The following is a 24240-nucleotide window of genomic DNA, read 5'->3' as shown; positions in this document are numbered from 1 at the left end:
AATCGCAGAGGAGAATCTGTGGTCGATCGATATTAAGAGCAATACTTAAGTGCCAAATAGTTTGCTAAAATTCTCCATAGTTAATGATTGAGAGGAAGTTTTGTGTTTGCCCTCAAACGAGCGCTCAAACTGAATAACAACGAAGCGACTTTGATGGCAAGACACGCAGGATTCCGGCGCGTAGTATTTAACTTTGGGTTAACCTTGCGGACTCAAATGTATAGCGAGGGGCAATTCACAGACTCGAAAGTGCTCAACGAAGTTAAAAAAGTTCTCACCAACTACGTCAAGAAACAGCCTAAATTTGGTTGGATGAACCAGTTATCTAGTCGAGTTTATCAAAACGCTTTGATTGACTTGAAAGATGCTTTTAGTAGGTATCGTTCGGGGAAAGCAGGTCATCCGAAATTTGCTCGTCGCCGATCCGGTCAATCTTTTACGGTCGATTCGTCTAACGGCAAAGTTTTATTGGCTGCTGGCAGTACAATCAAGATTCCTACCTTGGGAAGTTTTCGACTTTATGAACCCTTAGAATGCGGATTCGTATCTCAAACTTTTACGATTTCAAAAGAAGGAAGTCGCTGGTTTGTGTCCTTCTGCATTGATGCAGAACGTTTGCCAGTTCGACAGCCTGAGAACTCTGTAGGAATCGATGTGGGCATTAAATATGCGGCCACCCTGTCAAACCAACAGGTCTTTGATGCACCAAAGCCGTTAAAACAAGCGAAAACCAAGCTTGCTACCTTGCAACGCAAAGCCTCAAAACAGATAAGAGGCTCCCAAAGTCAGCGCAAAACCTACCATAAAATCAGCAGACTTCACGCACGGATAGCTCGTATTCGTTTAGATTTCCTTCACAAGTTAACAACTTATTTAGCCAAAACTTTTAAGCTAATCAAGATTGAAAACTTGAACGTTCAAGGAATGATGGCGAATCACAAGTTAGCCGGGGCAATATCGGATCTAGGGTTTTACGAATTCAAACGCCAACTCGATTATAAGTGCAAAATGTATGGGGCACATTTAGTGCTGGTAGACAAATGGTTCCCCAGCACTAAAACTTGCTCGAATTGTGGCACTAAAAAAGATATGCCACTAGGCATTCGGACTTTCGACTGTCCTGTTTGTGGCATATCTTTAGATCGCGATTTGAATGCAAGTCTGAACATTTTAAACTGGGAACCCTCGGCAGCCAGGGGGATAGCCTACTTATCTTGGGATTAGCCGTCTACCCAACAGCGTAGGAAGTAAACATGAATTGTATCTAAAGATGGCTTTAGATAAGTTTAGGTAAGTTTTACGAAGCAGTCGGCACAGAAGCCCAGACAAATTGTTCGCAATTCATCAACCAATGCCATAGGAAATTCGCTTTTAAGGAATTCGATAGTGCAGCGAGAAAGTCATGCAATTATTATTGGCGGCAGTTTAGCAGGACTGTTTGCCTCTAGAGTATTAGCAAAACACTTTGACCGAGTAAGTATTGTTGAACGAGATTTTTTTCCAGAAAAACCCGCACCTCGCCCCGGAATTCCTCAATCTTGTCACCTTCACATCCTTTTAAATCGGGGGAAAATCATCCTAGAAGAGTTTTTTCCCGGTTTGGAAAACGAACTGGTAGCTGCTGGTGCTCCTAGTTTAGATCCGAGGTCGATCGCGTGGTTTAGTCCGGCGGGTTTTGCCCCGCAATTTAGCCCGGATCTCAATGATTTAATTATGTTCAGTCGGGATTTACTTGATTGGCAAATTCGCCGCCGCTTGGCTGAAAATACGAACGTGCATTTCCTCCAAGGAGGCACAGTAACTGGGTTCCTGGCGAATGCCTCGCGCGCGGAGGTTACTGGCGTGTCGGTGCGTTTTCGCGATCGCCAAAACCCAGCCAATATTCACGAACAAAATTTGAATGCAGATTTAGTAGTCGATGCTGGTGGCAAAGTTTCCAAAACACCTCAATGGTTGAAAAGTTTGGGCTATGAACCTCCGCAAGAAACCGTAATCAATGCTTTTGTCGGCTATGCCACCCGCATCTATAAATGCAGCGGTAAATTGTCAGACACAGCGCCAGTATTTGTGTCAACAGCACCCCCATTTCGCACTCGCGGCGGTGCAATTTTCCCGATCGAAGGCAATCGCTGGCTGGTGACTCTCGGCGGGGGCGATCGCGATTATCCCCCCGCCGAGGAAGCAGGTTTTCTAGAATTTGCCCGCACTCTGCCAACCCCGACAATTTATGATGCGATTAAAGACGCAGAAGCCATCACACCTATTTATAGTTATCGAGGTACGGAAAACCGTTTGCGCCACTACGATCGCCTCCGTCGTTACCCTGAAAACTTAATAATTATCGGTCATGCAGTTTGCGCTTTCAACCCGGTTTACGGTCAGGGAATGACCGTTGCTGCACTGGATGCTCAGATGCTAGATGGATGCCTGCAAAAGCAAAGAGAGCGGTATCCAGAAGGCGATTTAACAGGCTTGGCGCGACAATTTCAACAAAACCTAGCAAAATTACACACTATTCCTTGGACGTTTGCCATCAGTCAGGATTCCCGCTATCGGGGAAGTACGGGTGCAAAACTAAACCTTGCTACGCGGCTGACAATTGATTACATGGATCTGGTGTTACAAGTGCTGGTCTCAGATGCTAAAGTTTGTCAAGCATTTTTGGAAGTTCTGCACATGATTGAGTCGCCGGCTGTACTTTTTCATCCCAGTATTGCGGTTAAGGCGATCGGGCAATTAGTCACCAGAAGGCAGAAGGCAGAATTAATATAAAGAGTTTATACAGAATCAGGTTATTTTTGCCAATTCTATTTGCTCACCGCCGATAAAGGGAGATAAACGCAGATGAATATAAATTCATCTGCGTTTATTTAACCTAATATTATGGGGAGCATCTCAGTTTTGCAAAAAGCATTTTTTTTATTATAGTGCGAGCTTAAGAGCTCGCGTATTCTACAAATCGCGAGCTCTTAAGCTCGCACTATAAATGCAAAACTGAGATGCTCCCATATTATGTCTGCTCGAAACTGCATGATAAAAAACATAACTTGGGCGACTGAGGTTTTCAGATATTTGAGGTAATAAGATGGGTAAAATCCGATTTTGTACCCCAATTGTCGATTTTTGAAATAAATTATTATTAGATTTATTTCAAAAATTGTTTGCAGTCAGGACTTGCCCCAAAAAACTCAATAAACCTGGTTTTTTACCCATATCTCTTGTACTTCACGCTATAATTGTCGTAAAAAAAATCGGTTTCTGCATCTATATAGATTTGTGCAATTCTCAATTTCCAACCAAACAATCTAATTGTTCTTGCATTTGGGCGGTAACTAAATCGAAACAAGCATCGACATAATCGCGATCGCCCGCCGCCTCCTTACCGTACCTCTCAAATACAATCGGTTCGCAGACGCGAGTCCGAATTTGCACGGGAAAAGGCAAATGTGGCAAAGGCCCAATAGCCAATCCCCAAGGCAATCCCAAATACACCGGAAATACCACCGGATCGATGCCCAACAACCACGGCATCCCCCATTCGTGCAATTGCTTAACTTGTTCGTAAAAATCCGCCAAAACTATCAGAGTATCGTGGGCACCGTGCGATATAATTGGTACAATTGGCACTTCTTCTCGCAAGGCTAATTTAATAAATCCCTTGCGTCCGGCAAAGTAGATTTTATTTCGCAAGTGATAGGGGCGGAAAGTATCTTCTGCGCCGCCCGGATAGACGAGAACCGGGGCATTTTTTCGCAAAGCTGCGATCGCCATTTTCGGATGCGCCTTCAGGGCGCCGCACTGAACCGCCATGCTAGCAACATCAGGAGAAACCTTCCAAACCGTCGGGTGCATCAATCCGTATGCCAAGCGTTCCGTACCGTACCTGCGGAACCATTCGTATAGGAACATAAACATATCTGGAGTCGCAATTCCCCCGTTGTGAGAACCGACAACGAGCATTTTTCCGCTCGCGGGGACGTGGTGCCAGCCGTCGCTTTGTACGCGAAAATAGTAGCGGTACAGCCATTCCCAGACTGGCAGCAAAAGTTTAATGAAGTCGGGATTGCGATCGTCCAAAGATAAACCGTCAAAGGGATAGTTAGAGGATTTTTTTTGAGTAGTTTTTGTCACTTTAAAAATATTGGGAATTGGGAATTGGAAGTAGGATCGCGTAGCCGAAGTATTGGGAATTGGGAATTGGAAGTAGTAGCGCGTAGTCGAAGTATGGAGGATTGGGTCGAAAAGCATTGGTAGCAAGTAACCAATAATATCATGTCCGGTTAATCAGTTATCATTTGAGTGCGAGCTTCTAGCTCGCGAGCTAGAAGCTCGCACTCAACAATCACTCGTATTAAACAATAAATATAAGCGATCGCTCTGACTCCATTTAACCAATCACCAACCACAAATAACCAATCACAAACAACCAACAACTAATCACAATTAAGTAAAAAAGTCAATACCGTTTCATCAATTCCCTTTAGTTTCAGCGGCTTATATTTAATAATTCGACCTTCCTCAACATAATCTGCAACCGCAGCCGAAATTAGCACGGTGTTTGGTTGCGCCACCTCTTGCAAGCGGGCGGCAATATTTACGCTCGGCCCGATCGCAGTATAATCCGATCGGTCGGGGCCACCAAACATCCCCACCACCGCAGTACCCTGGTGAATTCCGCAGCGAAACCGCACCGGATGCACCCCATTTTCTCCCACAATTCCCTGCTCCAACCAGCCCTTGTTAAGCTCCTTCAGAGCTTGCAGCATTTGCCTTGCAGCAGCTATAGCGCGGCGTACTTGCTCGTTAGGCGTTAGTTCCTCCGGGGCGCCAAAGAAAGCCATTACCGCATCTCCGACAAACTTGTCAACCGTACCGCCGCTGTCAAAAATAGCCTTAGTCATTGCCGCCAAATATTCATTCAACAGTTCAGCCACCCGACGCGAGCGCAGCGTATTTGCCATTTCCGTAAAACCGACAATATCGCTAAACAAAATAGTAATCAATCGCGGTTCCGGGCGCAAATCTAGGGCCAAATCTCCAGCCGCTGCGGCCTTCACCATCGACGGCGGCAAAAATCGGCGCAGCACCGACTCAGTTAAATAACTGTTCAACTGCTGCACTCGGCGCTCGTTTTGTTTGAGGGCGATCAAATTCCGCACTTCCGCCAACAATTCGCGATCGTTAAAAGGCTTGGACAAATAAGCGTCAGCACCCCGTTCTACTCCTTCAATTCGAGTATCTTCATCGGCTTTAGCAGTCAGCAAAATTGCCGGAGTTCCCTGCAATTCCTCATCCTCTCTAATCATCCGAATCAAATCCAAACCCGAGAGCAAAGGCATCATCAAATCCGTTACAATTAAATCTGGACGGCGGTTTTTTGCCACGGCAAATCCTTCTTCTCCGTTGCGGGCCAGCAAAACTGCAAAGCCGGAATTTCGCAAAATTCCCGACACATAAAAGCGCAAATCTGGATTGTCGTCAACTACCAAAACCGTCGCCGCTGCTGTTTCTGAACTTACCGCTCCTAGCGCCTCAAAGTTATGATTTTCTGCCTCATTTTCCGACAAATCAGACTCAACATCTGCCAGTTCCACCGAAGCTTTGGATGAGTGAAACTCTGCAGGTATTTCTAGTACCTGTTCTGGGGGCAAGTGAGTCGAACCGAAGTGCAGCCAAACGCTAAAAGTAGTACCTTCGCCGTAAACTGACTCGACGGAAATTTGACCGCCGTGGAGTTCGACTAATTCTTTGACAAGTGCCAAACCTAAACCGCTGCCTTCGTAGGAACGGCTGGCAGAACCTTCGGCTTGGTGAAAGCGCTCGAACAAATAGGGAATTTGTTCGGTGCGAATGCCGATGCCGGTGTCTTTTACTTGCAACAAGCAGTGAGCGCCGGCCGATGCAACTGTCAGGGTGATATTTCCCCCTTCTGGGGTGAATTTGACAGCATTTGATAGCAGGTTGTAAATAACTTTGTCAAATCTTTCAATATCCAAATAAAGTAAAGGACATTCTTGCAGTTGGGTAATTAAGTGGAGTCCTTTTTTTTCGCAGTAGGCGCGGAACGACTCTGCGGTGGAGTAACAGAAACCGACCAAATCGCAGGGGCGAAAACTAGGCTGCATCCGTCCGGCATCGAGCCGCTGCAAGTCCAGCAGTTGATTTACCAAGCGCAGGAGGCGGCGGGAATTTCGCAAAGCGATTACGGCTTGTTCGTAGGGCAAGTCTTCTTTGCGGCCGCAAGCTGATTCTAGAGGGCCGATAGTTAGTGTTAGAGGGGTGCGGAATTCGTGGGAGATATTTTGGAAAAACTCGGTTTTGAGCCGATCGGCTTCTAGAAGCCGTTCTGCCTGCTGTCTGGTAGTCTGGTACAGGCGCGACTGCTGCACCGCCAGAGCAGCTTGAGTTGCCACTATTTGAGCTAGGTCAATGTCTGAGAGGTTCCAGCGGCGGACGATCCGATTTTGGCGCAGGGAAATGCTGCCGATGATTTTGCCTTCTGAGAGCAAGGGAACGACTAATAGGGCGCGGGCGGGCGATCGAACTTGCAGTTCTGTAACATTTAACTCGGGGTGTTCGTGGAGGTCTTCGATCGCCACCGGCTCTTTTGATACCATTACTTGCAGCAACACCGGATTGCCGCGAATCGGTACCAAAGACTGCGGTAGGGAAGGATGGGCAAAAACCCAGCCGCGAGCGTTCCCAGCAGCAATAGCAGAAGCTATATCAGGGCTTGGAGGGTTCCCAACTACCTCTGGATGGTTAAAACCTTGTTCTACAGCCACGGTATCCCTAGCGGTGTCGTAGAGCCCCACGCACTGGACGTACTCATCATCTTCTGTCCACAGAGATAGGGCGCAGCCGTCAACTTGCAAAGCTTGGCCGAGCTGTTGAGTAATGGCTGCAAAAATATTTTGGGGGTCGAGGCTCGATCGAATTGCCGTAGTAATAGTATTGACTAATGCCTCGCGCTTTGCCAGCGCCCGCACCTTTTCGTAAGCCCGGGCTTGAGAAAGCGCCAAAGCCGCTTGGTCGGCTACCGTAATTACCAACTGTACCTCGTGGTCTTGCCACTGGCGCGGTAGATCGAACTGGTGCAGCGCCAAGACAGCCATCAGTTCCATTTTATAAAACAGGGGTACGATCAAGCTCGATCGAATATTCGCAGCTTGATAAGCTTGCTGTCGCTGCCGATTGTTCCAGTTTAAAACTCGATCGTCAGTTTGGGCATCTTGAATCACCTCCACATCCCGAGTTTCCCAAACCAAATCCCGCAGCAAATCCGGGGACAGTTCGGCTGCTGCATCATCTCCGGGTCTGGCTTCAGCATCCTCCTTCTGGTAAACGAACCACTCATCGGCCACCTGACCGTCTTGGAACGGCCGCAGCAGACACCAACTCACCTCAAACATCTGCCCGACGGTTTCGACAATTCTTTGCAGCATTTGCTGGTAATTGGGAGCCGATCGGATAGTATTTGTAACGGCATAAAGCAGCGATTCTTGCGAGAGAGCCCGGCGCAGTTCATTGGTGCGCGCTTTCAGGATATTGTGAGTATCAACAGCTTGACTGACAAGAGTTTTGAGTTCTTCAGCATCCCAAGGCTTGGTAACGTATTTGAATACTTTGCCAGCGTTAATAGCTTCTACTAAATCTTCAACATCTGTATAGCCAGTTAAAATAATTCGGATCACGTCGGGGTATTGAGCCGCCGTCAGGCTGAGAAACTCCGTACCGCTCATTTTTGGCATTCGCTGGTCGGAGATAATCACGGCAACTTCTCCCTGTTTTGCCAAAATTTCGAGGGCGGCGGGGCCAGATTCAGCTCTGAGCACTTTGTAGTCTCGATGGAAGGTGCGGTAAAGCAAATCGAGGTTATCCGGTTCGTCATCGACGATCAGAATTTTTAACTTAGGATTTTCTTGGGAATTCATGCACCGTTCTCCTGTGCCCCGGGGCTGTTCGATTTAATAAGTCTGATGAAAGGAAGAATTCGCCGGTTTCTGTTGCTGAAGTCACAATAATTCGTGAATTTGAAGTTGTTGTGAGGCAAGCCGAAGCAAAAATTAACCTTGATTTTTAGTGTCTGAGCTTTCTATTCGGAATTCTTCTAAGCCACAGTTGTCTGTCGTGCACCCCAATTTTATTATTTAATGATATTCACATAAACTCGTTTCGCCGCAAATACCCTCGCTCCCTCACCTCTCTGCAGCAGATAAAACATGAATCCGGCACTTGAAATTGCCGTCTGGATATCTCATAATACATAGGAATAACCGTCCTGATTGTGAATTGATTTGCCAAATTTATGTGTTATTGTCGATCCTCTGCCTGTTTTATTTGGTATGTGAAAACTGCCCGCACCACCATACAATAGACAACCAACCTCTTCACCTGTATTTTTCCCCAGAGGTGACAGCCATTTTAACAGTCAGCCAAGGATACGGCTCGCGAACCGGCATAAAGACCTTGACCGATCTTCGGGGGTGGCTGACAGACCGCAGAGGCTTTGAGTGCGGTGACGCAATTACTGTACCATTTGAGTTAGACTTGCACTTTTCCCCCCAGCGCGGCATTTTTTGTACCTCCTGCAGACCTTTGACCAGCCAATTACTGCGGTGTTTCACCGCAAGCCCGAGCCTCCATCTGTTAATCTTAGCTAGGGATGTACTTTGTGGAAACCGGTCTATCAGCTCAATCGAGGTTTTGAAGGTCTCGATCGCTCTTTGCACAGTATCGCAGCCCAATATCGAGCCGACGGGGGAAAATCACTGCAGACTGTTTTCAGGCATCCAAATTTTAATTGGACGGTTGGACAGTACCCTCGGGCGCAACAGGTAAGGCCGGTTCGATCGGGGACGGGCGATGGATTGCCCAGAACTGCTGAAAGCTCGATTGCCAGGCCCGGGGCCGGCGATGAACATCCGACGCGCGATCGCGCCCGGTGTTAGTCTGGCCAGTCGTTGAGTTTTTCAATTACCGCTTGACGGTTGACATTCCGCCGTTCTAACCCACATTCCGCACCCCCAAAGGGCATCGTACACGGGTTGAGCGGGTCAAAGTGAGTCAGTCGAGAGCATAGTGAGTAGAAATACCCAAAACTAGGTGTCGCTCAGCATCACCTAGTTGTCCATTCTTGAAAATTCAGGTTCGGGCATGAGTTAAATCTGATTCTGTTAAAAATGCGTAAGCGTTGCTTGCCGTAGGCATCGCTCCAAATCCCAAACCAAGTTTATTACCCAGCGGTAACATGATTCATGAGGAAAATGCGTTAATTGCGATCGCGAGCAGTAGTCAATCATCACCAAAAATAGTCTAAACTGGCGATCGCTATGAATGTTCAAATCAGGATTCAGCAGCCCATGCAGAAAGCATCTGAGATGGCAGTAGAAAACTTAGACCATTTGGGCTTAGTAGCTGGTCTAGTTGATGACCTAGGTATCGTCCAAAAAATCAATGAATTAGTAGGCGAACAACCAGGTGAAATTGTCAGCCCCGGCTTGGTAGTTAAAGCCATGATTATCAGGTAGTCCTGCATAGCAATGAAAATGTGTTAGAATTTTATTCTTTATATTTCAGCTTATGAACTGTCCCAAGTGTAACTCTGAATACCAGGTTGAAAAATGGTCGCACTCGCTAGCGATTAGCAAAATTTTAAATGTCGTCGAGATTCTGGAAGACAATGAGTCAATCGATTTGAGATTTGAGATTTTAGATTTTAGATTAAAGAATTGAAGCATTCACCCCACGAATAAATTCGGGGGCTCCTTTATCGGATACAGGTTTTTTATTTATCCACGGATGAATCCGGGGGCTTGTATCCTGGATGCTTGATTGTCAAAAAAGAAAGGGAAGCTCACAATTCAATGTGATGAACTGCGGTCATTCATTTGTAGGCAATAAGGATAACAAGCAGTGGAAAGAGCTCGCAATTGATGTATCAACTTTCATAAATTGTAGGAGTGTATATTGGCAAAAGAGATCGAGCTGGCGATCGAGGATTATGGGATTCTTGTGCCACCTGTTCCAGAGTCAATGTGCCGTAAGTTATACAGACTTTTGTCTTTTCGTAGGTCACAGTTTTTCCTCAAAAAAGACACAAGGCAGTAGGAAAGGAGACTGGTCTGACAAACTCCATAGAAAGATTTAATAATACGATGAGACAAAGCATATCTAGTAGGGCAAGAAAAACTCTTTCATTCTCCAAAAAACTCTCCAATCATATTGGGGCTATTTGGTATTTTATTCATGAGTATAACGCCAGTCGATCTATCAATTAAAACCCTGGATTTTCCTTGCTATGCAGGACTACCAGATGTTGAAGTAGAACCAGTGCGATCGTTCAAAATTCAAACTGTGCCTATTTTTAAGGAAGGACTCGAACAATATTGTCAGGGAAATTTTGCTAATGCCAAAGTTTGCTTTGAACAGATAGTGCCTCTAAATCCCGATGACAAACCCAGCCAACTTTACCTATAACGCATCCAAGAACTGTTAGAAAATAGTATTCGCGCTAACTGGAATGGCGTGTGGAAATTTACCGAAAAGTGACATTAACACATCAATTGGAGGGATAAAAATAATGACATCTGGAAGCTTACAAACTGTGACACAAATTTGTGGAGAATTTATCGACCAATTTCCACCGGAACACGACTCCCTAGAACTTACTTTTACGCCGAGTTCTCGCCCCATCCAGCAGCGTTGGCGCAACAACCGGCTGTCAGCTCATTTTGTAGCCGATTATTTGTCCAGCTTTCTACCGGTGGATGCAGAGGATGCTAGCAGCGAGAAACGGGTTAAACAAAGCAAGGGAGCTGTGAGCTACGTCGCCAACGAACTGTTAGAAAATGCGATAAAATTTAATAAGGATGATACCAATTACAAAGTCAAATTTGGCATCCACTTTATTGGTGAAACAGAAGTGACGGCCGTAATTTTTGCCAGTAATAGTGTCAATCCAGAAGGCGCAAATAAGTTGAAGGAGTTTATTAAAGAAATTTTGGCTTCCGATCCCAATGAACTTTATTTGCAGCAGCTTGAAAAGAATGCTGAATCTGAAAGCGACACCTCGGGATTGGGATTGCTGACGATGATTAATGACTATTCAGCTAAGATAGGTTGGAAATTCGAGCCAAGGCCAGACAGTGATACGATCGCTGTTACGACTGTGGTTCAAATTACGGTCTAGTTTCAACCATTTCAATATTTACTCTCTTTTGCATCGCAGTATTTTAGTCAGGAAACCAAAGAACTATGGGCATTCAAGAAATTAAAGGTGAAGATTACTGCATTCAGTACGATCGCGAATCGGTGACAGTCACTTTCCAAGGCGAACTCAGCCTGGGCGGGCCGGCAGAGTATGCACCAATAATTGAGTTGTTAGATGAGGTCGCCAATCCCGAACCGCCTGCTATTACCTTGAACCTAAAAAAATTGGAATTTGTTAACAGTTCTGGTATCAATATGCTGTCTAAGTTTGTCATTAGCGTGCGGAAAAAGAAAACGATTCAACTTTTGGTATTGGGTTCAAATGATGTTCCTTGGCAACAGAAATCTCTCAAAAATTTAGAAAAGCTGTTGCCAACCTTGAAGCTCGAATTAGAGTAGGATATGTGTAAATTTTAACCACAATTAACACAGGCGGGACGCCCATGCCACAATTAACACAAATAAATTTGGATGTTTGTAAATTGCTTAAGTTTGCTGCACCGGCAGTTCAATGATAAACTCAGTTCCCTTGGACGGTTCAGACTCGCACCTGAGCGTTCCTCGGTGATTGTCTACTAAGATTTTGTAGACAATAGACAATCCTAAACCGGTACCTTTACCGATTTCCTTGGTGGTGAAAAACTGCTCGAACATTCGTTCTTTTATCTTTGCTGTCATTCCCAGTCCCGTGTCAGCAATCCGCACTCTCACGCGCTCTGGCCCAGCTAATTCTGTGCTGATAGAAATTTTTAGCGCAGTATTGGGCTCATTTTCTGCGGCCTCGTCCAAAGCATCGATCGCGTTGCTAATTAGATTCATAAATACTTGATTTAGCTGTCCGCCATAACACTCTACAGCAGGCAATTTTCCATAATTTTTAACTACTTGAATTTCGCGACGACCTATTTGAGAATTGAGACGGTTTCGCAAAATTAACACGGTGCTGTCAATGCTGTCTTGCAAATCGCACAGCGTCATATTACTGTTATCCGTTCGCGAAAAGTTGCCCATAGATTTTACAATTTCGCGAATGCGACTGGAACCAATTTGCATGGAAGACATAACTTTAGGCAAGTCTTCAACTAGAAAATCAAGATCCATCTCTTCGATTTGAGCTTTAATTTCGGGACTGGGATTGGGACAGTATTCTCCATAGAGACGCAGCAGGTGTAGCAAATCTTGAGTATAAATTTCGGCATGGCTCAAGTTGCCGTAAATAAAACTAACTGGGTTATTAATTTCGTGGACGATACTAGCCATTAGCGATCCCAGCGAAGACATTTTTTCGCTGTGGAGGAGTTGAGCTTGAGTTTGTTTGAGTTCGCAAAGTGCGCGATCGAGCTGGGCCGCTTGAGCTTCCGCTTTCGCGGTAGCAGCACAACTTTCTTGATAAAGTTCAACCTGTTTGAGGTCGATTTCAACTTGTTCGATTTCGCTTTCTTGCTGGTATTGACTCACCACTGCATCGAAAGCTTCTAGCAATTCGCCGCCCGCAGCTTCGACAATGTACAGCAGATGGGGATTTTCCAGCCTGAGTTCGGCATCTGGAACTTGCACCAATGCTTTAATTCGATCGATATATTCGCGGATTTGTTTGTCTAGATACAGCGGCGCCTCAAAATACATTGCCTCAACGGTGGATGAAGGGCGACTCACTAAGTTAATGCTACTGTCAGTATTAATTAAGTCGCGGTGCGATTTTTCCATAAGCTCGATCGCCTCTAACAAATTCCCCCGCAGTTTTGCTCTTTCTACCCCATTCTGAGAGCAAACTAACCTCATGCAAAAAAAAGCCGTTCGTTGGGAAAGCATTCGCTGGCGGCCGCTGATGTTAATTACCGCAGCACTAATTTTTCTGGCTTTCCTAATTTCTTCCAGATTAAAGTAGTTGCTCATTGCCGCCATTGGTAATATCCCCGACTCAACTAAATGTCTGTAGCTCGTGCTGACACAAGATTTGAGCGCCATAAAATTTTTTGTAGAATACAGTAAGTAATATATGCTGTATTTTCTATTAAAGTAGTATTGTAAAATACAATTATTTTCAAGTGGTGGCTCATAGCAGAAGGAAGAAGCAAGAAGGAATCGACCGCATGGGTTTGTACAATTAAGAACGTCATAACCGTCGGGTGCAGTTGCTATATCACAATTTTTAGGATTCGGCTCGATGCACAGTTTTTCTTAATTATCCAAAAATTTACCTATCAACTTCGCCATGATTTGAGCTTGAGTTTGCGGCAACCCGTGAGCGGCATTGGGAATAATTGCTAACTCGGCACCCGGTATCTCGTTGGCATAGGTTTCACAGTGCCATAGAGGAATTGTTTCGTCGCTATCTGCGGCGATGACTAAGGTAGGAATTTGCAATTTGTGAATTTCTTTTTCTACTGTATCAACTGCGTCTTCCGGCCGCATCCGGCTCATTAAAAATGACCTTGCTACTGGTTGAGACATTAACTCCCGCCGCCACCCGGAAATTTGCTGCAATTTCTCACTTTTTCCCGCTAAACTAGCAAAAGGTTTGGCTAACTGCAAGGCCCAATCAACGGCGGTTGTTTCCCACAGCAGCGGCCGCAAAGCATCGTATTGACCGCAAAAACTATCGTCCCGAATTCCCGCAGGTGCTGCTAATACTAAACTGCTGACTGAATTAGGATATTTTAGGGAATATGCAGATGCTACCCAACCGCCAAAAGAATGTCCGATAATGCAGCAGGGTTCGATATTTAGTTGTTCTACAACTTGCCGCACAAAAGCAACTTCTACAGCTACGTCGTAGCGGATTTCTGGTTTGCTAGATTCTCCAAAACCCAACATATCTAAACTGATGCACCGAAACTGAGATTGCAATAACTCAATTAATGGCAGCCAGCAAGTCTTTTCTCCGAAGAAACCGTGCAGCATCAATAAGGGTAGGCCGCACCCGATGTCGAGGTACGCGGCTGTTTGGGTGGTGCTATTGACAAATGTACTTAATGTGTGCTTGTGTCCTACAAGTGCTTGAGACTGCATGGGGATCGACTCCTGATAGGTAAGATACATTTGTAAACAATTGTAACAAAAAAGCAGTCCAAAGGTTAAACTTCATTACGGAGTAAAGAATGAGAAATATAGCGTGATAGTCTCTATTATTATTTGAAAATACTGCAAACTCAAAGCAGGAGAACACTTTGAACTCTACTTTAAAACAGTACCCGGCTTGCTCTCTTCGCGAAGATGTCAGTGAGTACGTAGCACACCTACAGCTTCACATGACTTTACAAGCTCGAAACTTGCTCCCTACCATTACCACCGCTAAGGATAGTCGCGAACAACTGTTGCAGCAGACTCAGGCTCATTTTGAGAAACGTGTTTCTCGACAAGCTCTTTAAACAAATTTTACGATCGCCCGCGGTCGATCAAACTTTCCTAAATGTCAGCATCCAGAAACCCGGTATCTTCAAAAATACCGGGTTTCTTTTCGGCTAATTAGGCAGGAGGCCCGGTTTTGGGTAATATGCGTTGGGTGTGCTTTAATTTTATTTTTATGCGAATTCCGATTATTGCATTTTTGACTTTGGCTGCGGTGGCTGGCGGTGAATTGGCGGCGCGGGCGATCGATCCGAGTGCAGCACCGACTGAGGCGGAGTTTAGAGAGGGAACCGCAGAAATTGACAGGCGAGACGCCTGTCCCACAAGGGCACAGAGGGAGGAGGATGAAGTGAGTCTCACATCTGGCACCATTCTCAAGAACGGGCAAGATGCCCGTCCCACAAGAGATGAATTGTTTTGTGGAACAGGCATCTTGCCTGTTCATAAAGGGCAAGATGCCCGTTCCACAACAGATGAATTGTTTTGTGGAACAGGCATCTTGCCTGTTCATAAAGGGCAAGATGCCCGTCCCACAAGAGATGAATTGTTTTGTGGAACAGGCAAGATGCCTGTTCATAAAAAGCTGATTGAGAATGGTGCAACCTCTCAGGTGAGTCCAACTTTGCAGGATTTGCCGGCATCCGATGAGCTCGCAGTTGCTGTAGAAGTACCCGCGGCGCAGCTATCCCCTAGGGAATCGCCCTCATATCGTTTCCGGTTGCATCAAAATAATAAAATCGAGTCAACAGTTAACACTCAACCATTCAGTTTTTCCACCCCTCCTTCTACAGTCAACAGCCAACAGTCAACAGTCAACAATCACCTGACGGTGCAACCGGAATTGATATCACTCAAGTCCAGCCACCAGAAAGATTTTACATCTCTGTTAAAAACTCCGGCGACGATCGCGGCCAACGCCGAAATCCCGGAACCAGTAAACAGCAACGCCCGACAGCTAGGCGGTACTCTACAAATCACTCAAGCGGGGAATGCTGAGGGCCTTTACGTTGCTGAGGTGAAAATTCGCTTTGTCAATTCCAGAGGCGAAGCTGTTGATAAAAAAGGGAATCCGGTTGAGGGCAGAATTTCGGAAGATTTTATCCGAGGCGAGCTCAAGCTCAAGGCGGGGGATAACTACAGCCCGTCCGTTGTACGATCGGATTTGCAGCAGTTGCAGCAATTGGGATTGTTTGACAAGGTTACGGTTTCTACTGAAGAAGTTGGCACGGATGTTAATGTAATCTACAACGTTCAAGAGCGATCGGCTCGCTCTTTTAGCGTGAGTGCCAGTCTTAGTGATGATGTTGGCGTTGCTGTTCCGCTTTCATATACCGATCGAACTTTCGGAACAACCCCGCAGCGGCTGGCGGTGGAACTTGAGCCCAGCCTCCGAGGTATCCAGTACGATGTCCAGTTTGTCAGCCCTTACGTTGCCGCCGAAGACCGTTTGGGATACAGTGTGAGAGCTTTTGGCGATCGCAGAATATCGGAAATTTTCAACAAAGATATTGATTTGCCCAACGGGGATCGGGTTCGGGAAATTCGGATGGGGGGAAATCTCAGGTTTACCAGACCTTTGGGCGACTGGCAATCGACTTTGGGATTAAATTATACAAATATCAGCACGCGCGATCGCAACTTAAATATCGCCCGCCGCGACGAACTCGGCAATCCTCTCACATTCAGCGGCAGCGGCGTTGACGAGTTATACACAGTTTCTTTTGGCGCGATGCTCGATCGGCGCGACAATCCCTTCAACCCAACCAGCGGCTCGATTCTCAGCCTCAGCACCGAGCAGTCGATACCTCTGGGACGAGGTAACATTGTGAGCAACCGCCTGTTGGCAAATTATATACAGTATGTACCGCTAACTTTGCTGGGCATCAGCGAGTCCGAAGCCTTACCAGAAATGTTGGCTTTTAACTTGCAAGGCGGGACGGTAATCGGGGATTTGCCACCAACGGAAGCTTTTCGCCTCGGCGGTCGCAATTCCGTGCGGGGTTACGATAGCGGGGATATTGGCAGCGGCCGGAGTTATTTTTTAGCTTCCGGCGAATATCGGTTTCCTGTGGGTCAGGATGTTGGCGGCGTAATATTTGTTGATTTTGCGTCGGATTTGGGAACGGGAGACAGCGTTTTGGGAAAACCGGCGGTAGTCAGGGACAAACCGGGGACTGGGGCGGGTGTTGGGGTGGGTGTGAGGGTGCGATCGTCCTTTGGATTAATTCGCTTAGATATGGGAGTTAGCGACTCCGGCGAAATCAAATTTGTACTCGGCACGAAGCAGCGATTTTGAATTAGGCAGTTAACTGGTTCCTAAGCAGCAGAGGCGATGGCTAACGCCTCTGCTGTCGCCTACGCATATTTTGAGAACTGATTGGTAAATAATCAAATAGTGCGATCGCTATTATTCAAAAATATATGACTTCCATAGAGTTTAACCTTCCAAACTAAATCGCAATGCAGGGAAAGATAAGGGCGATCGCAATCCAGGGAAGATAAGGGCGATCGGTCAGAAGCGTGAAAAAAGACAAATTGCGATCGCCTAGCTGATGACTTAAAATAGAAGAGACATATAGCTCTGCGGTCAAAATGGACAGAATCTCCGTTAACCCTCAAATTAACTTCGGCAAGCCTTGCATAATGGGTACGCGCATTACTGTACAGAGCGTTCTCGAATTACTAAATGAAGGGCTTTCTTTTGGAGAAATTATCCGAGACTACTATCCCGATCTGGAAGTGGATGATATTCGCGCGTGCTTGCGGTATGCGATCGCACTGGTGGCGGCTGAAGATGTGCATTTGGCATTAGCTTAAATTCTGAAATTTCTGATAGATCGAGATGTGTATGCTGTCACCACAAAGTTTTTGATTGATGCAGGACATGATGTAATTGTTGTCGCTCAAATGGGTCTAGCGCAAGCAAGTGATGAAGAAATACTGAGAGTAGCGCAAGCAAAAAATCGCATCCTGGTTACGCGAGACAGAGATTACGGAAATCTTGTTTTTGTGAGGGCGATCGGAACAGGTGTGATTTACCTTCGAGTCTTACCTAAAATGGTGAATGAAGTTCACAAGGAACTAGCAGGAGTTATATAAAATTACTCTGAAGTAGAACTAAAAGGGGCATTTGTGGTTGTAGAACCTGATGGATATCGGTTTAGAAAACCGCTTATATATAGCGTTTCTCAAGTAAGTGAGGTACGTAGTCGATGCTCTAGCCCTCTTAATTGTGCTTATGTAGTTAAATGAGGTAAGCACCGCCATCAACTTCCATTACCAATTAATACTCATACCTCATCTACCTGAGAAAGGCTAAGCTGTTATTCACCTAGATTGTTTATGGTATTAGAGGGGGAGAAGGGGAGAGGGGGAGAGGGGGAGAGGATTTGACGAGTTTTGATATGGGATCGAAATATGCAATTTAAGTGCACAACAGCTTATAGGGTGTTAATTAGTTTGGTGTTGCAAAGAAAAGGGCGATCGTACTTTGGGAAAGATAAGGGCGATCGTACTTTAGGAAGAAAAGGGCGATCGCTTTTCCCAAAATTTTAAATTGAGATATAATAGAGAGCAAGCAAAAACTCTTACAACCAAGTCTATGTTTACTTATAGCAAGGTACTGAATCAAGTTAAAAGCCTCACGCTTGCAGACCAACTGCGGTTATTAGAAGACTTGAAAAAGATGATTCAGTTACGGGAAGAAGTTGCCGAAGATGATGAAGTAATTTCAGCAGAAGAAATAGCAGAGAGCGAGGCTGCTTGGCAAGATTACCAAGCTGGTCGCGATCGGGGGATATCCTCCCAAGAACTCAAATTGAAGCTATTTGGAGAAAAAAATTGACTGACTACATTCTCCTGAAAGCAGCAGAACGCTATTTATCGCGAATGCAACCGGATGACCAAGTACGAATTGTCAAGGCTTTAGATACTTTAGTAAGTGACGATAGAGGGCTTGACATTAAGCAACTTAAAGGTCGTCCTGAATTAAGGCTGCGAGTGGGTAAATATCGGATACTTTTTGTAGAAGACAGGGAAAACCAAGTATATGTTGTGACTGCGATTAATTCTAGGGGAGATGTTTACAAATAAGGGCGATCGCACTTTAGGAAATAAGGGCGATCGCAATGCAGGGAAAATAAGGGCTCGCCAGTCATCAAAGAGCTATAATAATAAAAATAGAGAAGGGTTGATATTAGCTATGCAGCGAATATTTGAGGCTATATTGAAGGGAAACCTTTTAGAATGGGCTAATGAGGTTCCAAGACAGGGCGATGTACCTATCAAAGTTTACGTTACTTTACAAGAAGAGCGATCGACTTTAAGTGCTGAGCTTCGCCGTCAGAGAATAGTTGAAATATTGGAAAAAATTGCAGCAAATAATGTCTTTGCTGATATTAGCGATCCGGTGGAATGGCAGCGAGAGTTGCGTCAAGATCGTCCACTTCCAGGTAGGAATGAATAATGCTGCTTGACAGTAATATTATTATCTACGCTTCTCAACCAGAACACGCGCAGATTAGGCAGTTTATTGGCGAACATGACATAGTTGTATCGGCAGTAAGTTACGTTGAAGTGCTGGGTTATCATCGGCTAACTGAAGAGTATAGATTGTACTTAGAAGATTTTTTTTGGCGTGGTGGAGGTTCTACCGATTTCTAACACTGTACTCGATCGCGCAGTGCTGTTGCGGCAGATCAGGAGAATGACACTTGGGGATGCTATTATTGCGGCAACAGCTTTGGTATATGACAGAACTTTAGTAACAAGAAATATAGGGGATTTTCGGTGGATTCCTGAACTCACACTGATTAACCCGTTTGAGGCTTAAGAAAGAGGGGCGATCGCACGTTGGGAAGAAAAGGGTGATCGTACTTCCTTCGCTCCTAAATTGCTATAATGACAATCAGCCAAAAAATCTTAATGCAGAGTCTATGTCTACTTACAGCACGGTACTGACTCAGGTTCTAAGACTTGCACCAGATGAGCAACTGCGACTTATCTCTGAATTATTAGTATATGTTCGTCACCGGGTTCAGGCTCAACCTAAGCGAAGCATTTTAGAATTAGAAGGGTTGGGTGAGGAAATGTGGAATAGAATTGATGCTCAAGAGTATGTGAATCAGGAACGAGATTCATGGAATGGATAGCTCAGTTACAGGGACAACTGTACTAAAGTTGCTATAATTTATTGATAATCCCACAAACTAGGAGATTAAGATGCAAGTCAAAGATATGACAGTTGAGCAACTGCGAGACTTGATTCGGCATACCGTGGAACAGTGTTTAGAAGAATATTTGGGCGATCCTGATGCAGGTTTAGAAGTTAAGGAAGAAGTCAAGCAGAAATTGTTAGAGTCAATGAAGCGCAAACAAGCAGGAGAAAGTAGCGTCGAACCTGGGGAAGTTTATCAAAAACTCGGCCTAAAATCGTAATGAGCTATTCCGTTGAGTTGACAGCAGAAGCTCTGGTTAACCAAGAAAGATTGACTCAGGCTGTCCAGGAGCGTATAGGTAATAAAATCAATTGGTTGGCTGAAAATTTTGAACAAATTACTCCTATGCCGTTGTCGGCTAATCTGGCAGGTTTCTTTAAGTTAAGAGTGGGTGATTATCGGGTAATTTATTCTTTTGATGATGATTTAAAGGTGATTACTATTAACCAGATTGGACACCGGAGAGAAATTTATGATTAACTGAAGGGCGATCGCACTTTGGGAAGATAAGGGCGATCGCTTTTCCCCGAATCCCGAATTGAGATATAATAAATAACAAGCAAAAAAATCAACGAAATTTAGTGTAAGTTAAGATAGCTTATGTTGACTATTGAACAGATAGAAAATGCGATTCTCCAACTTCCGCCCAACAAGATTGGAGAGTTGTTAGAGTGGTTTCTAAATTTGGATTACCAAAGATGGGATCTTCAGTTAGATAAAGATATTGCTGAGGGGAAACTTGATGCTTTAGCAGCCGAGGCGATCGCAGATTTTGAGAGTGGTAACTATCGAGAGATTTAATGCACTACACTACTCGAAAATTTTGGGATTGTTACAATGCTTTGCCATCAAATGTACAAGCTACAGCAGATCAGTGTTATGAGTTGCTGAAGGCAGATCCGTCTCATCCTTCTCTGCATTTTAAGAAGGTTGGTAATTATTGGTCTGTAAGGGCCGGACAAGCTTATCGGGCGTTGGGTATTGAAATTAAAACAGGTATTTTGTGGTTTTGGATTGGTACTCACGCAGAGTACGATCGGCTGATAGGAAAATAAGGGCCATCGTACTTTGGGGAAATAAGGGCGCTCGCTTTTCCCCACTGCTTGTTAAATAGTTCTTTTTAAAACTGTACTAACTTTTAACTTCTCGGCTACGCATCCACTCAGCTAAACGCTCTAGCTGTTGTCTTAAAAAGCTTTTGATGACTGGTTGCCTCTTCACATAGTTAGCGATGCTAGGGCTGATATTGTAGTATAGGCTGACTAACCTTAGACCAACAGGATTGGTTAAAAGTTTTTTGTCGCGAAAATTGCGGAAGGTGTCGATGTCTGGGTGTGTGGAATTGGAGTAAGCTGCTGTGGCGATGAAGCAAGAGCTACTAGAACTAGAACTACTAATACTAACACCTCTGGACGGCAAAAGACATTTTCTATAGGAGCAACATTTATCAAATTCTGAACACAGTTCTCTGAATATTAGATCGTCTGAATTATCAATGAATTGAGATGTATTTTTAAATTCGGCTCTAAATTCAGCTAGTACCGAAGCGTCTTCATCAGATAATTCTATTAATTTACTTATATTTTTATAGGCAATAAATTCATCAACCTTTAATTTATCTTCGTATTTGCCAAGAGTTTTTATTATTTCGATTGAATTTTCTAGAAATATGAAGTGTTTATGAATTTCCTTGAGTTCAACATAACAAATCTTAATTTGTTCTACTAAGTCAAAAAGCAAAAAAAGTAGAGTAATTTCATCTTCCAGCAAAACTTCAGAATCCTCGTATGTAGCAAGATTAGAGCTAAACATACCTAAAGCAAAATTATATTGTTTGAGAGCCTTATCATAGTATCCAGCTTGTTGATATTGTTTGCCTTCTGTTGTCGCTATTACGGATTGATTTATACCATATGCTTCCATTATATTGATCATGTTTATACTCCGATTTTAATTACTAATGATACTGAGATGAAGCATCGCCCTCTACACCTTCTCCCATCCTTTCCACTACCGTGTAGTAGATTCGAGGGAGCGATCGCCCAACCTTTAACTTTTCCTGTAAATGTGGACGATCGCAACTTTTCTCAATCAATCCTTCCATTTCTGAAGCGTAGTTGCGTAGAAATTCGCTTTACGCCAAGCTTCCTCAGCGGATGAGGCTTTACCCGCAGAGTTAGGACCAACATAGACTTCACCAGTATCCTCGTCCCAATAATAATCGTAAGAGGAACCTGTTGGATTTTTAACTTCACCCATGTGCTTTTTAGCCATAACTACTCCCTTGATTTTTATAATTTTAAACTCAATCTCAGTATTAACTGAACTCTGACTAACAGGTTTGGTGAAGTTATCGTCTAACATTTAATCTTTGCTATCAATGCTAGCGATCACGTTTCATTAAGCCTCTAACATTTTCCTGATAAAAGCGTGATATCCGATCAATTGAAAACCGCCGGAGTTATCTTAATCCCCTTTTGGTTGGCTACATAAACTCTGTGTCTTCCACTATAAACTTCGTAAGGTGGTGTACCTTTATGGAGAGTTATAGGATCTGTTTCGTCGTGAAGCAGACTAGAGATAGAATCAGGAGAATTTTCTATTGACCTTATTTTTCCTTCAATGAGTTCGCTTCTATTTGGGACTCGAATATCTGAGATTTTTACAGGGACAGTTTCCATTTGGTTGAGTTTTGTAACGCTTAATATGGTATGTTCATGAGGTTGAGCAAGTCAGAGATGTCGGGACTGACCCCAGACACCCCGCAAATACCAGAAATATCGACAAGCCCGGATGTAGCACGATCGCCCTCAGTGCAACCAACCTCTACTCCAAAAATCATACAACGACCCCATTTCCCCATCGCCCACCCACTCGCGTTAGAAAATGTTATGTAATGTTATCTAAAAAGTTATAAAAAATAAGTTATAATAACTAAAAATTACCCCAGACGCGATCTATGGAGCTTAAGGAAGTCTTAAGATTTGCTGATGAAAAAGTTTTTTCCACAACAGGGAAGCACTTAGACGACCTGCAAGAAGCTATTTTAAAAGAAGTGCTCCAAGGTCGAAAATATGCAACAAAAGTAGCGCAAGACCGGGATTGTAGTGAAGGTTATGTTAGGGTTGCTGCTTCTGAATTATGGAAGATACTATCAAAGGTCTTCGACGAAGACGTTACTAAAGTAAATATTAGAGCAATACTAGAAAGGGCTAAATTTTATACTAATTTTTCATCATCTGTCGTAAGCGATAATATAACTGTTAAAAACATCAATATTTGCCAAGAAAGGGCGAGAAGTCCAACAGAACCCCAAAACCCCCAACAAACCTCTAAAAAACCCCACATAGACTTAGGCGATGCACCCGAAATCTTCAGCTTCTTCGATCGCACTTCCGAACTCTCCAGCCTCGAAAACTGGATAACACAGGAACACACTCGCCTCATCGCCCTCCTCGGAATCAGCGGAATCGGCAAAACAACCCTCTCCCTAAGCCTGATCGATCGCATCAAAACCCAATTCGATTACGTCATCTATCGCAGCCTCCGCTTTTCCCCAACCCTCGATGCAACCCTCACCAACCTGCTGCAAATCTTTTCCCAACAATCAGAAATTCCCCAAAACATCGAAACCAAAATTGCCCAAATCCTCGATTACCTGCGAAAAAACCGATGTCTGATTGTCCTCGATGACGTGCAGATGCTTTTCGGCAGCGGGCAACTAGCGGGACAATATAAAACTGGACATGAAGATTATCAGTTATTTTTTAAACTAATTGCCGAAGTTTGTCATCAAAGTTGTTTGATATTGAATAGTTGGGAAAAACCCCGAGAAATAGCCAGATTATCAAAAGATAATCATCCCGTGCGATGTTTTGTATTGGGAAGTTTAGGAGAAGCAGCTAAAGAGATTTTGAACTCACAAAAGTTATCCGATGAGGAAACATGGTCAACTTTGATTGACATTTATCAAGGCAATCCCCTGTGGTTGGAGTTCACTGCAACGCTGATTCAAGACTTGTTTGGGGGGAGAGTTTCTGAGTTTTTGCAGTGCGAGATGCCGATTTTAGATGAAGGGTTGCAATCTCAGTTATCTCAACCTTTTGGGCGTTTGACACAGCCAGAATTGGCAGTGATGGTTCACCTGGCTAATCAACCTGAACCCGTTGCTGTGTCGCAAATTTTCAACAAAATACCTTTTTCGCCGTCAGAAATAGTCAATGCAGTGCGAGCTCTTGGAAATCGCTTTTTATTGGAAGCAATAGAAGAGGAAAAGATAACTTTGTTTAGTTTGAATCCCGTATTGAAACAGTATGTAAAAACTCAGTCTTCTTAGTCCGCGCAGGCGGACTTTGTTTGTGTAGACGCGGTTTCAACCGCCGTCTTTATTCGACGATCGGACTCAATATTCTTAGTCCGCGCAGGCGGACTTTGTTCGTGTAGTTGCGGTTTCAACCGCCGT

31 protein-coding genes and 2 pseudogenes are annotated in these 24240 nt (G+C 44.5%); 24 read left to right on the top strand and 9 right to left on the bottom strand.

What is annotated here, in order from left to right; translation table 11 throughout:
• Positions 1–102: 102 nt before the first annotated feature.
• Together QUA56_RS15285 and QUA56_RS15280 are read left to right on the top strand one after the other, a co-directional pair.
• Positions 103–1224, top strand: coding sequence for an RNA-guided endonuclease TnpB family protein (locus QUA56_RS15285; protein WP_333358954.1), 1122 nt, complete (start codon positions 103–105; stop codon positions 1222–1224).
• 162 nt (positions 1225–1386) lie between these two features.
• Positions 1387–2772: an FAD-dependent monooxygenase gene (locus tag QUA56_RS15280; protein WP_333358952.1), complete on the top strand. Its 1386-nt coding sequence runs from the start codon at positions 1387–1389 to the stop codon at positions 2770–2772.
• A 513-nt stretch (positions 2773–3285) separates the two neighbouring features.
• Here the strand turns inward: QUA56_RS15280 and QUA56_RS15275 are convergent.
• Together QUA56_RS15275 and QUA56_RS15270 are read right to left on the bottom strand one after the other, a co-directional pair.
• Positions 3286–4131 (bottom strand): glycerol acyltransferase, encoded by an 846-nt coding sequence (locus tag QUA56_RS15275; RefSeq protein WP_333358950.1) that lies wholly within the window; start codon positions 4129–4131, stop codon positions 3286–3288.
• A gap of 302 nt (positions 4132–4433) precedes the next feature.
• The gene (locus QUA56_RS15270) at positions 4434–7934 is read right to left on the bottom strand and encodes a response regulator (protein ID WP_333358948.1); all 3501 of its coding nucleotides are present in this window, start codon (positions 7932–7934) and stop codon (positions 4434–4436) included.
• 738 nt (positions 7935–8672) lie between these two features.
• Here QUA56_RS15270 and QUA56_RS15265 point away from each other — a divergent pair.
• The 6 genes and pseudogenes from QUA56_RS15265 (at position 8673) to QUA56_RS15240 (ending at position 11610) form a co-directional block, all read left to right on the top strand.
• Complete coding sequence (locus tag QUA56_RS15265) at positions 8673–8951, top strand: hypothetical protein (protein ID WP_333358947.1); 279 nt, start codon at positions 8673–8675, stop codon at positions 8949–8951.
• Positions 8952–9362: 411 nt separating this feature from the next.
• Positions 9363–9524: pseudogene (locus tag QUA56_RS15260) on the top strand (DUF4277 domain-containing protein); the annotation flags it as partial.
• Positions 9525–9840: 316 nt separating this feature from the next.
• Positions 9841–10280 (top strand): annotated as a pseudogene (locus QUA56_RS15255) (IS1 family transposase); the annotation flags it as partial.
• Positions 10249–10479 carry a hypothetical protein gene (locus tag QUA56_RS15250; protein WP_333358943.1) on the top strand — a complete coding sequence of 77 codons (231 nt, stop codon included), beginning with the start codon at positions 10249–10251 and terminating at the stop codon, positions 10477–10479. The pseudogene QUA56_RS15255 and the gene QUA56_RS15250, both read left to right, overlap by 32 nt.
• A 103-nt stretch (positions 10480–10582) precedes the next feature.
• Positions 10583–11191 carry a DUF6272 family protein gene (locus QUA56_RS15245; RefSeq protein ID WP_333358941.1) on the top strand — a complete coding sequence of 203 codons (609 nt, stop codon included), beginning with the start codon at positions 10583–10585 and terminating at the stop codon, positions 11189–11191.
• A gap of 65 nt (positions 11192–11256) precedes the next feature.
• Positions 11257–11610: a slr1659 superfamily regulator gene (locus tag QUA56_RS15240; RefSeq protein WP_333358939.1), complete on the top strand. Its 354-nt coding sequence runs from the start codon at positions 11257–11259 to the stop codon at positions 11608–11610.
• A gap of 87 nt (positions 11611–11697) precedes the next feature.
• Here the strand turns inward: QUA56_RS15240 and QUA56_RS15235 are convergent, their stop codons facing one another.
• Positions 11698–13179, bottom strand: a complete 1482-nt coding sequence (locus tag QUA56_RS15235) for an ATP-binding protein (RefSeq protein ID WP_333358935.1) — start codon at positions 13177–13179, stop codon at positions 11698–11700.
• Positions 13180–13392: 213 nt separating this feature from the next.
• A complete protein-coding gene (locus QUA56_RS15230; protein ID WP_333358933.1) occupies positions 13393–14223 on the bottom strand; it encodes an alpha/beta hydrolase in 831 nt (276 codons plus the stop codon).
• A gap of 158 nt (positions 14224–14381) precedes the next feature.
• Here QUA56_RS15230 and QUA56_RS15225 point away from each other — a divergent pair, with 158 nt between their 5' ends.
• A complete protein-coding gene (locus QUA56_RS15225) occupies positions 14382–14582 on the top strand; it encodes a hypothetical protein (RefSeq protein WP_332959381.1) in 201 nt (66 codons plus the stop codon).
• A gap of 155 nt (positions 14583–14737) precedes the next feature.
• Positions 14738–16858: a BamA/TamA family outer membrane protein gene (locus QUA56_RS15220; protein ID WP_333358930.1), complete on the top strand. Its 2121-nt coding sequence runs from the start codon at positions 14738–14740 to the stop codon at positions 16856–16858.
• A gap of 154 nt (positions 16859–17012) precedes the next feature.
• Here the strand turns inward: QUA56_RS15220 and QUA56_RS15215 are convergent, their stop codons facing one another.
• A complete protein-coding gene (locus QUA56_RS15215) occupies positions 17013–17153 on the bottom strand; it encodes a hypothetical protein (RefSeq protein WP_333358928.1) in 141 nt (46 codons plus the stop codon).
• 1 nt (position 17154) lies between these two features.
• Between QUA56_RS15215 and QUA56_RS15210 the strand changes: the two genes are divergently transcribed.
• From QUA56_RS15210 to QUA56_RS15155, 13 genes are all read left to right on the top strand, one after another.
• A complete protein-coding gene (locus tag QUA56_RS15210) occupies positions 17155–17379 on the top strand; it encodes a DUF433 domain-containing protein (protein ID WP_333358926.1) in 225 nt (74 codons plus the stop codon).
• Positions 17380–17661: a DUF5615 family PIN-like protein gene (locus QUA56_RS15205; RefSeq protein ID WP_333358982.1), complete on the top strand. Its 282-nt coding sequence runs from the start codon at positions 17380–17382 to the stop codon at positions 17659–17661.
• A gap of 318 nt (positions 17662–17979) precedes the next feature.
• Positions 17980–18117 carry a hypothetical protein gene (locus QUA56_RS15200; RefSeq protein ID WP_333358924.1) on the top strand — a complete coding sequence of 46 codons (138 nt, stop codon included), beginning with the start codon at positions 17980–17982 and terminating at the stop codon, positions 18115–18117.
• A gap of 46 nt (positions 18118–18163) precedes the next feature.
• Entirely contained in the window at positions 18164–18406 is a 243-nt protein-coding gene (locus QUA56_RS15195) for a hypothetical protein (RefSeq protein WP_333234004.1), read from the top strand.
• Positions 18403–18654, top strand: a complete 252-nt coding sequence (locus tag QUA56_RS15190; protein WP_015178207.1) for a type II toxin-antitoxin system RelE family toxin — start codon at positions 18403–18405, stop codon at positions 18652–18654. Before QUA56_RS15195 ends, QUA56_RS15190 begins: the two co-directional genes overlap by 4 nt.
• Positions 18641–19027, top strand: coding sequence for a hypothetical protein (locus QUA56_RS15185; protein WP_333358921.1), 387 nt, complete (start codon positions 18641–18643; stop codon positions 19025–19027). Before QUA56_RS15190 ends, QUA56_RS15185 begins: the two co-directional genes overlap by 14 nt.
• Entirely contained in the window at positions 19027–19224 is a 198-nt protein-coding gene (locus tag QUA56_RS15180) for a hypothetical protein (protein WP_333358919.1), read from the top strand. The genes QUA56_RS15185 and QUA56_RS15180 overlap by 1 nt, the downstream gene beginning before the upstream one ends.
• A complete protein-coding gene (locus tag QUA56_RS36840; protein ID WP_445242912.1) occupies positions 19199–19393 on the top strand; it encodes a PIN domain-containing protein in 195 nt (64 codons plus the stop codon). Before QUA56_RS15180 ends, QUA56_RS36840 begins: the two co-directional genes overlap by 26 nt.
• Before the next feature lie 34 nt (positions 19394–19427).
• Positions 19428–19712 (top strand): hypothetical protein, encoded by a 285-nt coding sequence (locus QUA56_RS15175; RefSeq protein WP_333358917.1) that lies wholly within the window; start codon positions 19428–19430, stop codon positions 19710–19712.
• Between the two features lie 70 nt (positions 19713–19782).
• A complete protein-coding gene (locus QUA56_RS15170) occupies positions 19783–19998 on the top strand; it encodes a hypothetical protein (RefSeq protein ID WP_333358915.1) in 216 nt (71 codons plus the stop codon).
• A complete protein-coding gene (locus tag QUA56_RS15165; protein WP_333358914.1) occupies positions 19998–20258 on the top strand; it encodes a type II toxin-antitoxin system RelE/ParE family toxin in 261 nt (86 codons plus the stop codon). The genes QUA56_RS15170 and QUA56_RS15165 overlap by 1 nt, the downstream gene beginning before the upstream one ends.
• Before the next feature lie 120 nt (positions 20259–20378).
• Complete coding sequence (locus QUA56_RS15160) at positions 20379–20579, top strand: hypothetical protein (protein WP_333358912.1); 201 nt, start codon at positions 20379–20381, stop codon at positions 20577–20579.
• Positions 20579–20833 carry a ParE family toxin-like protein gene (locus tag QUA56_RS15155; protein ID WP_333199747.1) on the top strand — a complete coding sequence of 85 codons (255 nt, stop codon included), beginning with the start codon at positions 20579–20581 and terminating at the stop codon, positions 20831–20833. The genes QUA56_RS15160 and QUA56_RS15155 overlap by 1 nt, the downstream gene beginning before the upstream one ends.
• A 76-nt stretch (positions 20834–20909) precedes the next feature.
• Here the strand turns inward: QUA56_RS15155 and QUA56_RS15150 are convergent, their stop codons facing one another.
• From QUA56_RS15150 to QUA56_RS15135, 4 genes are all read right to left on the bottom strand, one after another.
• Positions 20910–21713 carry a CFI-box-CTERM domain-containing protein gene (locus tag QUA56_RS15150; protein WP_333358910.1) on the bottom strand — a complete coding sequence of 268 codons (804 nt, stop codon included), beginning with the start codon at positions 21711–21713 and terminating at the stop codon, positions 20910–20912.
• A gap of 22 nt (positions 21714–21735) precedes the next feature.
• Entirely contained in the window at positions 21736–21882 is a 147-nt protein-coding gene (locus QUA56_RS15145) for a hypothetical protein (RefSeq protein ID WP_333358908.1), read from the bottom strand.
• A complete protein-coding gene (locus QUA56_RS15140) occupies positions 21870–22142 on the bottom strand; it encodes a hypothetical protein (protein ID WP_333358907.1) in 273 nt (90 codons plus the stop codon). The genes QUA56_RS15145 and QUA56_RS15140 overlap by 13 nt, the downstream gene beginning before the upstream one ends.
• A 337-nt stretch (positions 22143–22479) precedes the next feature.
• Positions 22480–22620 (bottom strand): hypothetical protein, encoded by a 141-nt coding sequence (locus tag QUA56_RS15135; protein ID WP_333358905.1) that lies wholly within the window; start codon positions 22618–22620, stop codon positions 22480–22482.
• Positions 22621–22737: 117 nt separating this feature from the next.
• Between QUA56_RS15135 and QUA56_RS15130 the strand changes: the two genes are divergently transcribed.
• A complete protein-coding gene (locus tag QUA56_RS15130; protein WP_333358903.1) occupies positions 22738–24114 on the top strand; it encodes an ATP-binding protein in 1377 nt (458 codons plus the stop codon).
• The last annotated feature ends 126 nt before the right edge of the window (positions 24115–24240 follow it).

It is taken from the genome of Microcoleus sp. N3A4 (assembly GCF_036701805.1).
Classification (GTDB): Bacteria; Cyanobacteriota; Cyanobacteriia; order Cyanobacteriales; family Microcoleaceae; genus Microcoleus.
This window is presented reverse-complemented; position numbering and strand designations above follow the sequence as displayed.

What these genes read in the sequence shown, in the direction of transcription:
- QUA56_RS15270 (WP_333358948.1), bottom strand. Translation starts at nt 7,934, where the DNA reads ATGAATTCCCAAGAAAATCCTAAGTTAAAAATTCTGATCGTCGATGAC.
- QUA56_RS15165 (WP_333358914.1), top strand. Translation starts at nt 19,998, where the DNA reads ATGAGCTATTCCGTTGAGTTGACAGCAGAAGCTCTGGTTAACCAAGAA.
- QUA56_RS15185 (WP_333358921.1), top strand. Translation starts at nt 18,641, where the DNA reads ATGTTTACAAATAAGGGCGATCGCACTTTAGGAAATAAGGGCGATCGC.
- QUA56_RS15200 (WP_333358924.1), top strand. Translation starts at nt 17,980, where the DNA reads ATGCAATTTAAGTGCACAACAGCTTATAGGGTGTTAATTAGTTTGGTG.
- QUA56_RS15250 (WP_333358943.1), top strand. Translation starts at nt 10,249, where the DNA reads ATGAGTATAACGCCAGTCGATCTATCAATTAAAACCCTGGATTTTCCT.
- QUA56_RS15145 (WP_333358908.1), bottom strand. Translation starts at nt 21,882, where the DNA reads ATGGAAGGATTGATTGAGAAAAGTTGCGATCGTCCACATTTACAGGAA.
- QUA56_RS15155 (WP_333199747.1), top strand. Translation starts at nt 20,579, where the DNA reads ATGCACTACACTACTCGAAAATTTTGGGATTGTTACAATGCTTTGCCA.
- QUA56_RS15230 (WP_333358933.1), bottom strand. Translation starts at nt 14,223, where the DNA reads ATGCAGTCTCAAGCACTTGTAGGACACAAGCACACATTAAGTACATTT.
- QUA56_RS15160 (WP_333358912.1), top strand. Translation starts at nt 20,379, where the DNA reads ATGTTGACTATTGAACAGATAGAAAATGCGATTCTCCAACTTCCGCCC.
- QUA56_RS15135 (WP_333358905.1), bottom strand. Translation starts at nt 22,620, where the DNA reads ATGATTTTTGGAGTAGAGGTTGGTTGCACTGAGGGCGATCGTGCTACA.
- QUA56_RS15245 (WP_333358941.1), top strand. Translation starts at nt 10,583, where the DNA reads ATGACATCTGGAAGCTTACAAACTGTGACACAAATTTGTGGAGAATTT.
- QUA56_RS15195 (WP_333234004.1), top strand. Translation starts at nt 18,164, where the DNA reads ATGTTTACTTATAGCAAGGTACTGAATCAAGTTAAAAGCCTCACGCTT.
- QUA56_RS15180 (WP_333358919.1), top strand. Translation starts at nt 19,027, where the DNA reads ATGCTGCTTGACAGTAATATTATTATCTACGCTTCTCAACCAGAACAC.
- QUA56_RS15240 (WP_333358939.1), top strand. Translation starts at nt 11,257, where the DNA reads ATGGGCATTCAAGAAATTAAAGGTGAAGATTACTGCATTCAGTACGAT.
- QUA56_RS15130 (WP_333358903.1), top strand. Translation starts at nt 22,738, where the DNA reads ATGGAGCTTAAGGAAGTCTTAAGATTTGCTGATGAAAAAGTTTTTTCC.
- QUA56_RS15170 (WP_333358915.1), top strand. Translation starts at nt 19,783, where the DNA reads ATGCAAGTCAAAGATATGACAGTTGAGCAACTGCGAGACTTGATTCGG.
- QUA56_RS15150 (WP_333358910.1), bottom strand. Translation starts at nt 21,713, where the DNA reads ATGATCAATATAATGGAAGCATATGGTATAAATCAATCCGTAATAGCG.
- QUA56_RS15220 (WP_333358930.1), top strand. Translation starts at nt 14,738, where the DNA reads ATGCGAATTCCGATTATTGCATTTTTGACTTTGGCTGCGGTGGCTGGC.
- QUA56_RS15210 (WP_333358926.1), top strand. Translation starts at nt 17,155, where the DNA reads ATGGACAGAATCTCCGTTAACCCTCAAATTAACTTCGGCAAGCCTTGC.
- QUA56_RS15140 (WP_333358907.1), bottom strand. Translation starts at nt 22,142, where the DNA reads ATGTTAGACGATAACTTCACCAAACCTGTTAGTCAGAGTTCAGTTAAT.
- QUA56_RS15235 (WP_333358935.1), bottom strand. Translation starts at nt 13,179, where the DNA reads ATGGCGCTCAAATCTTGTGTCAGCACGAGCTACAGACATTTAGTTGAG.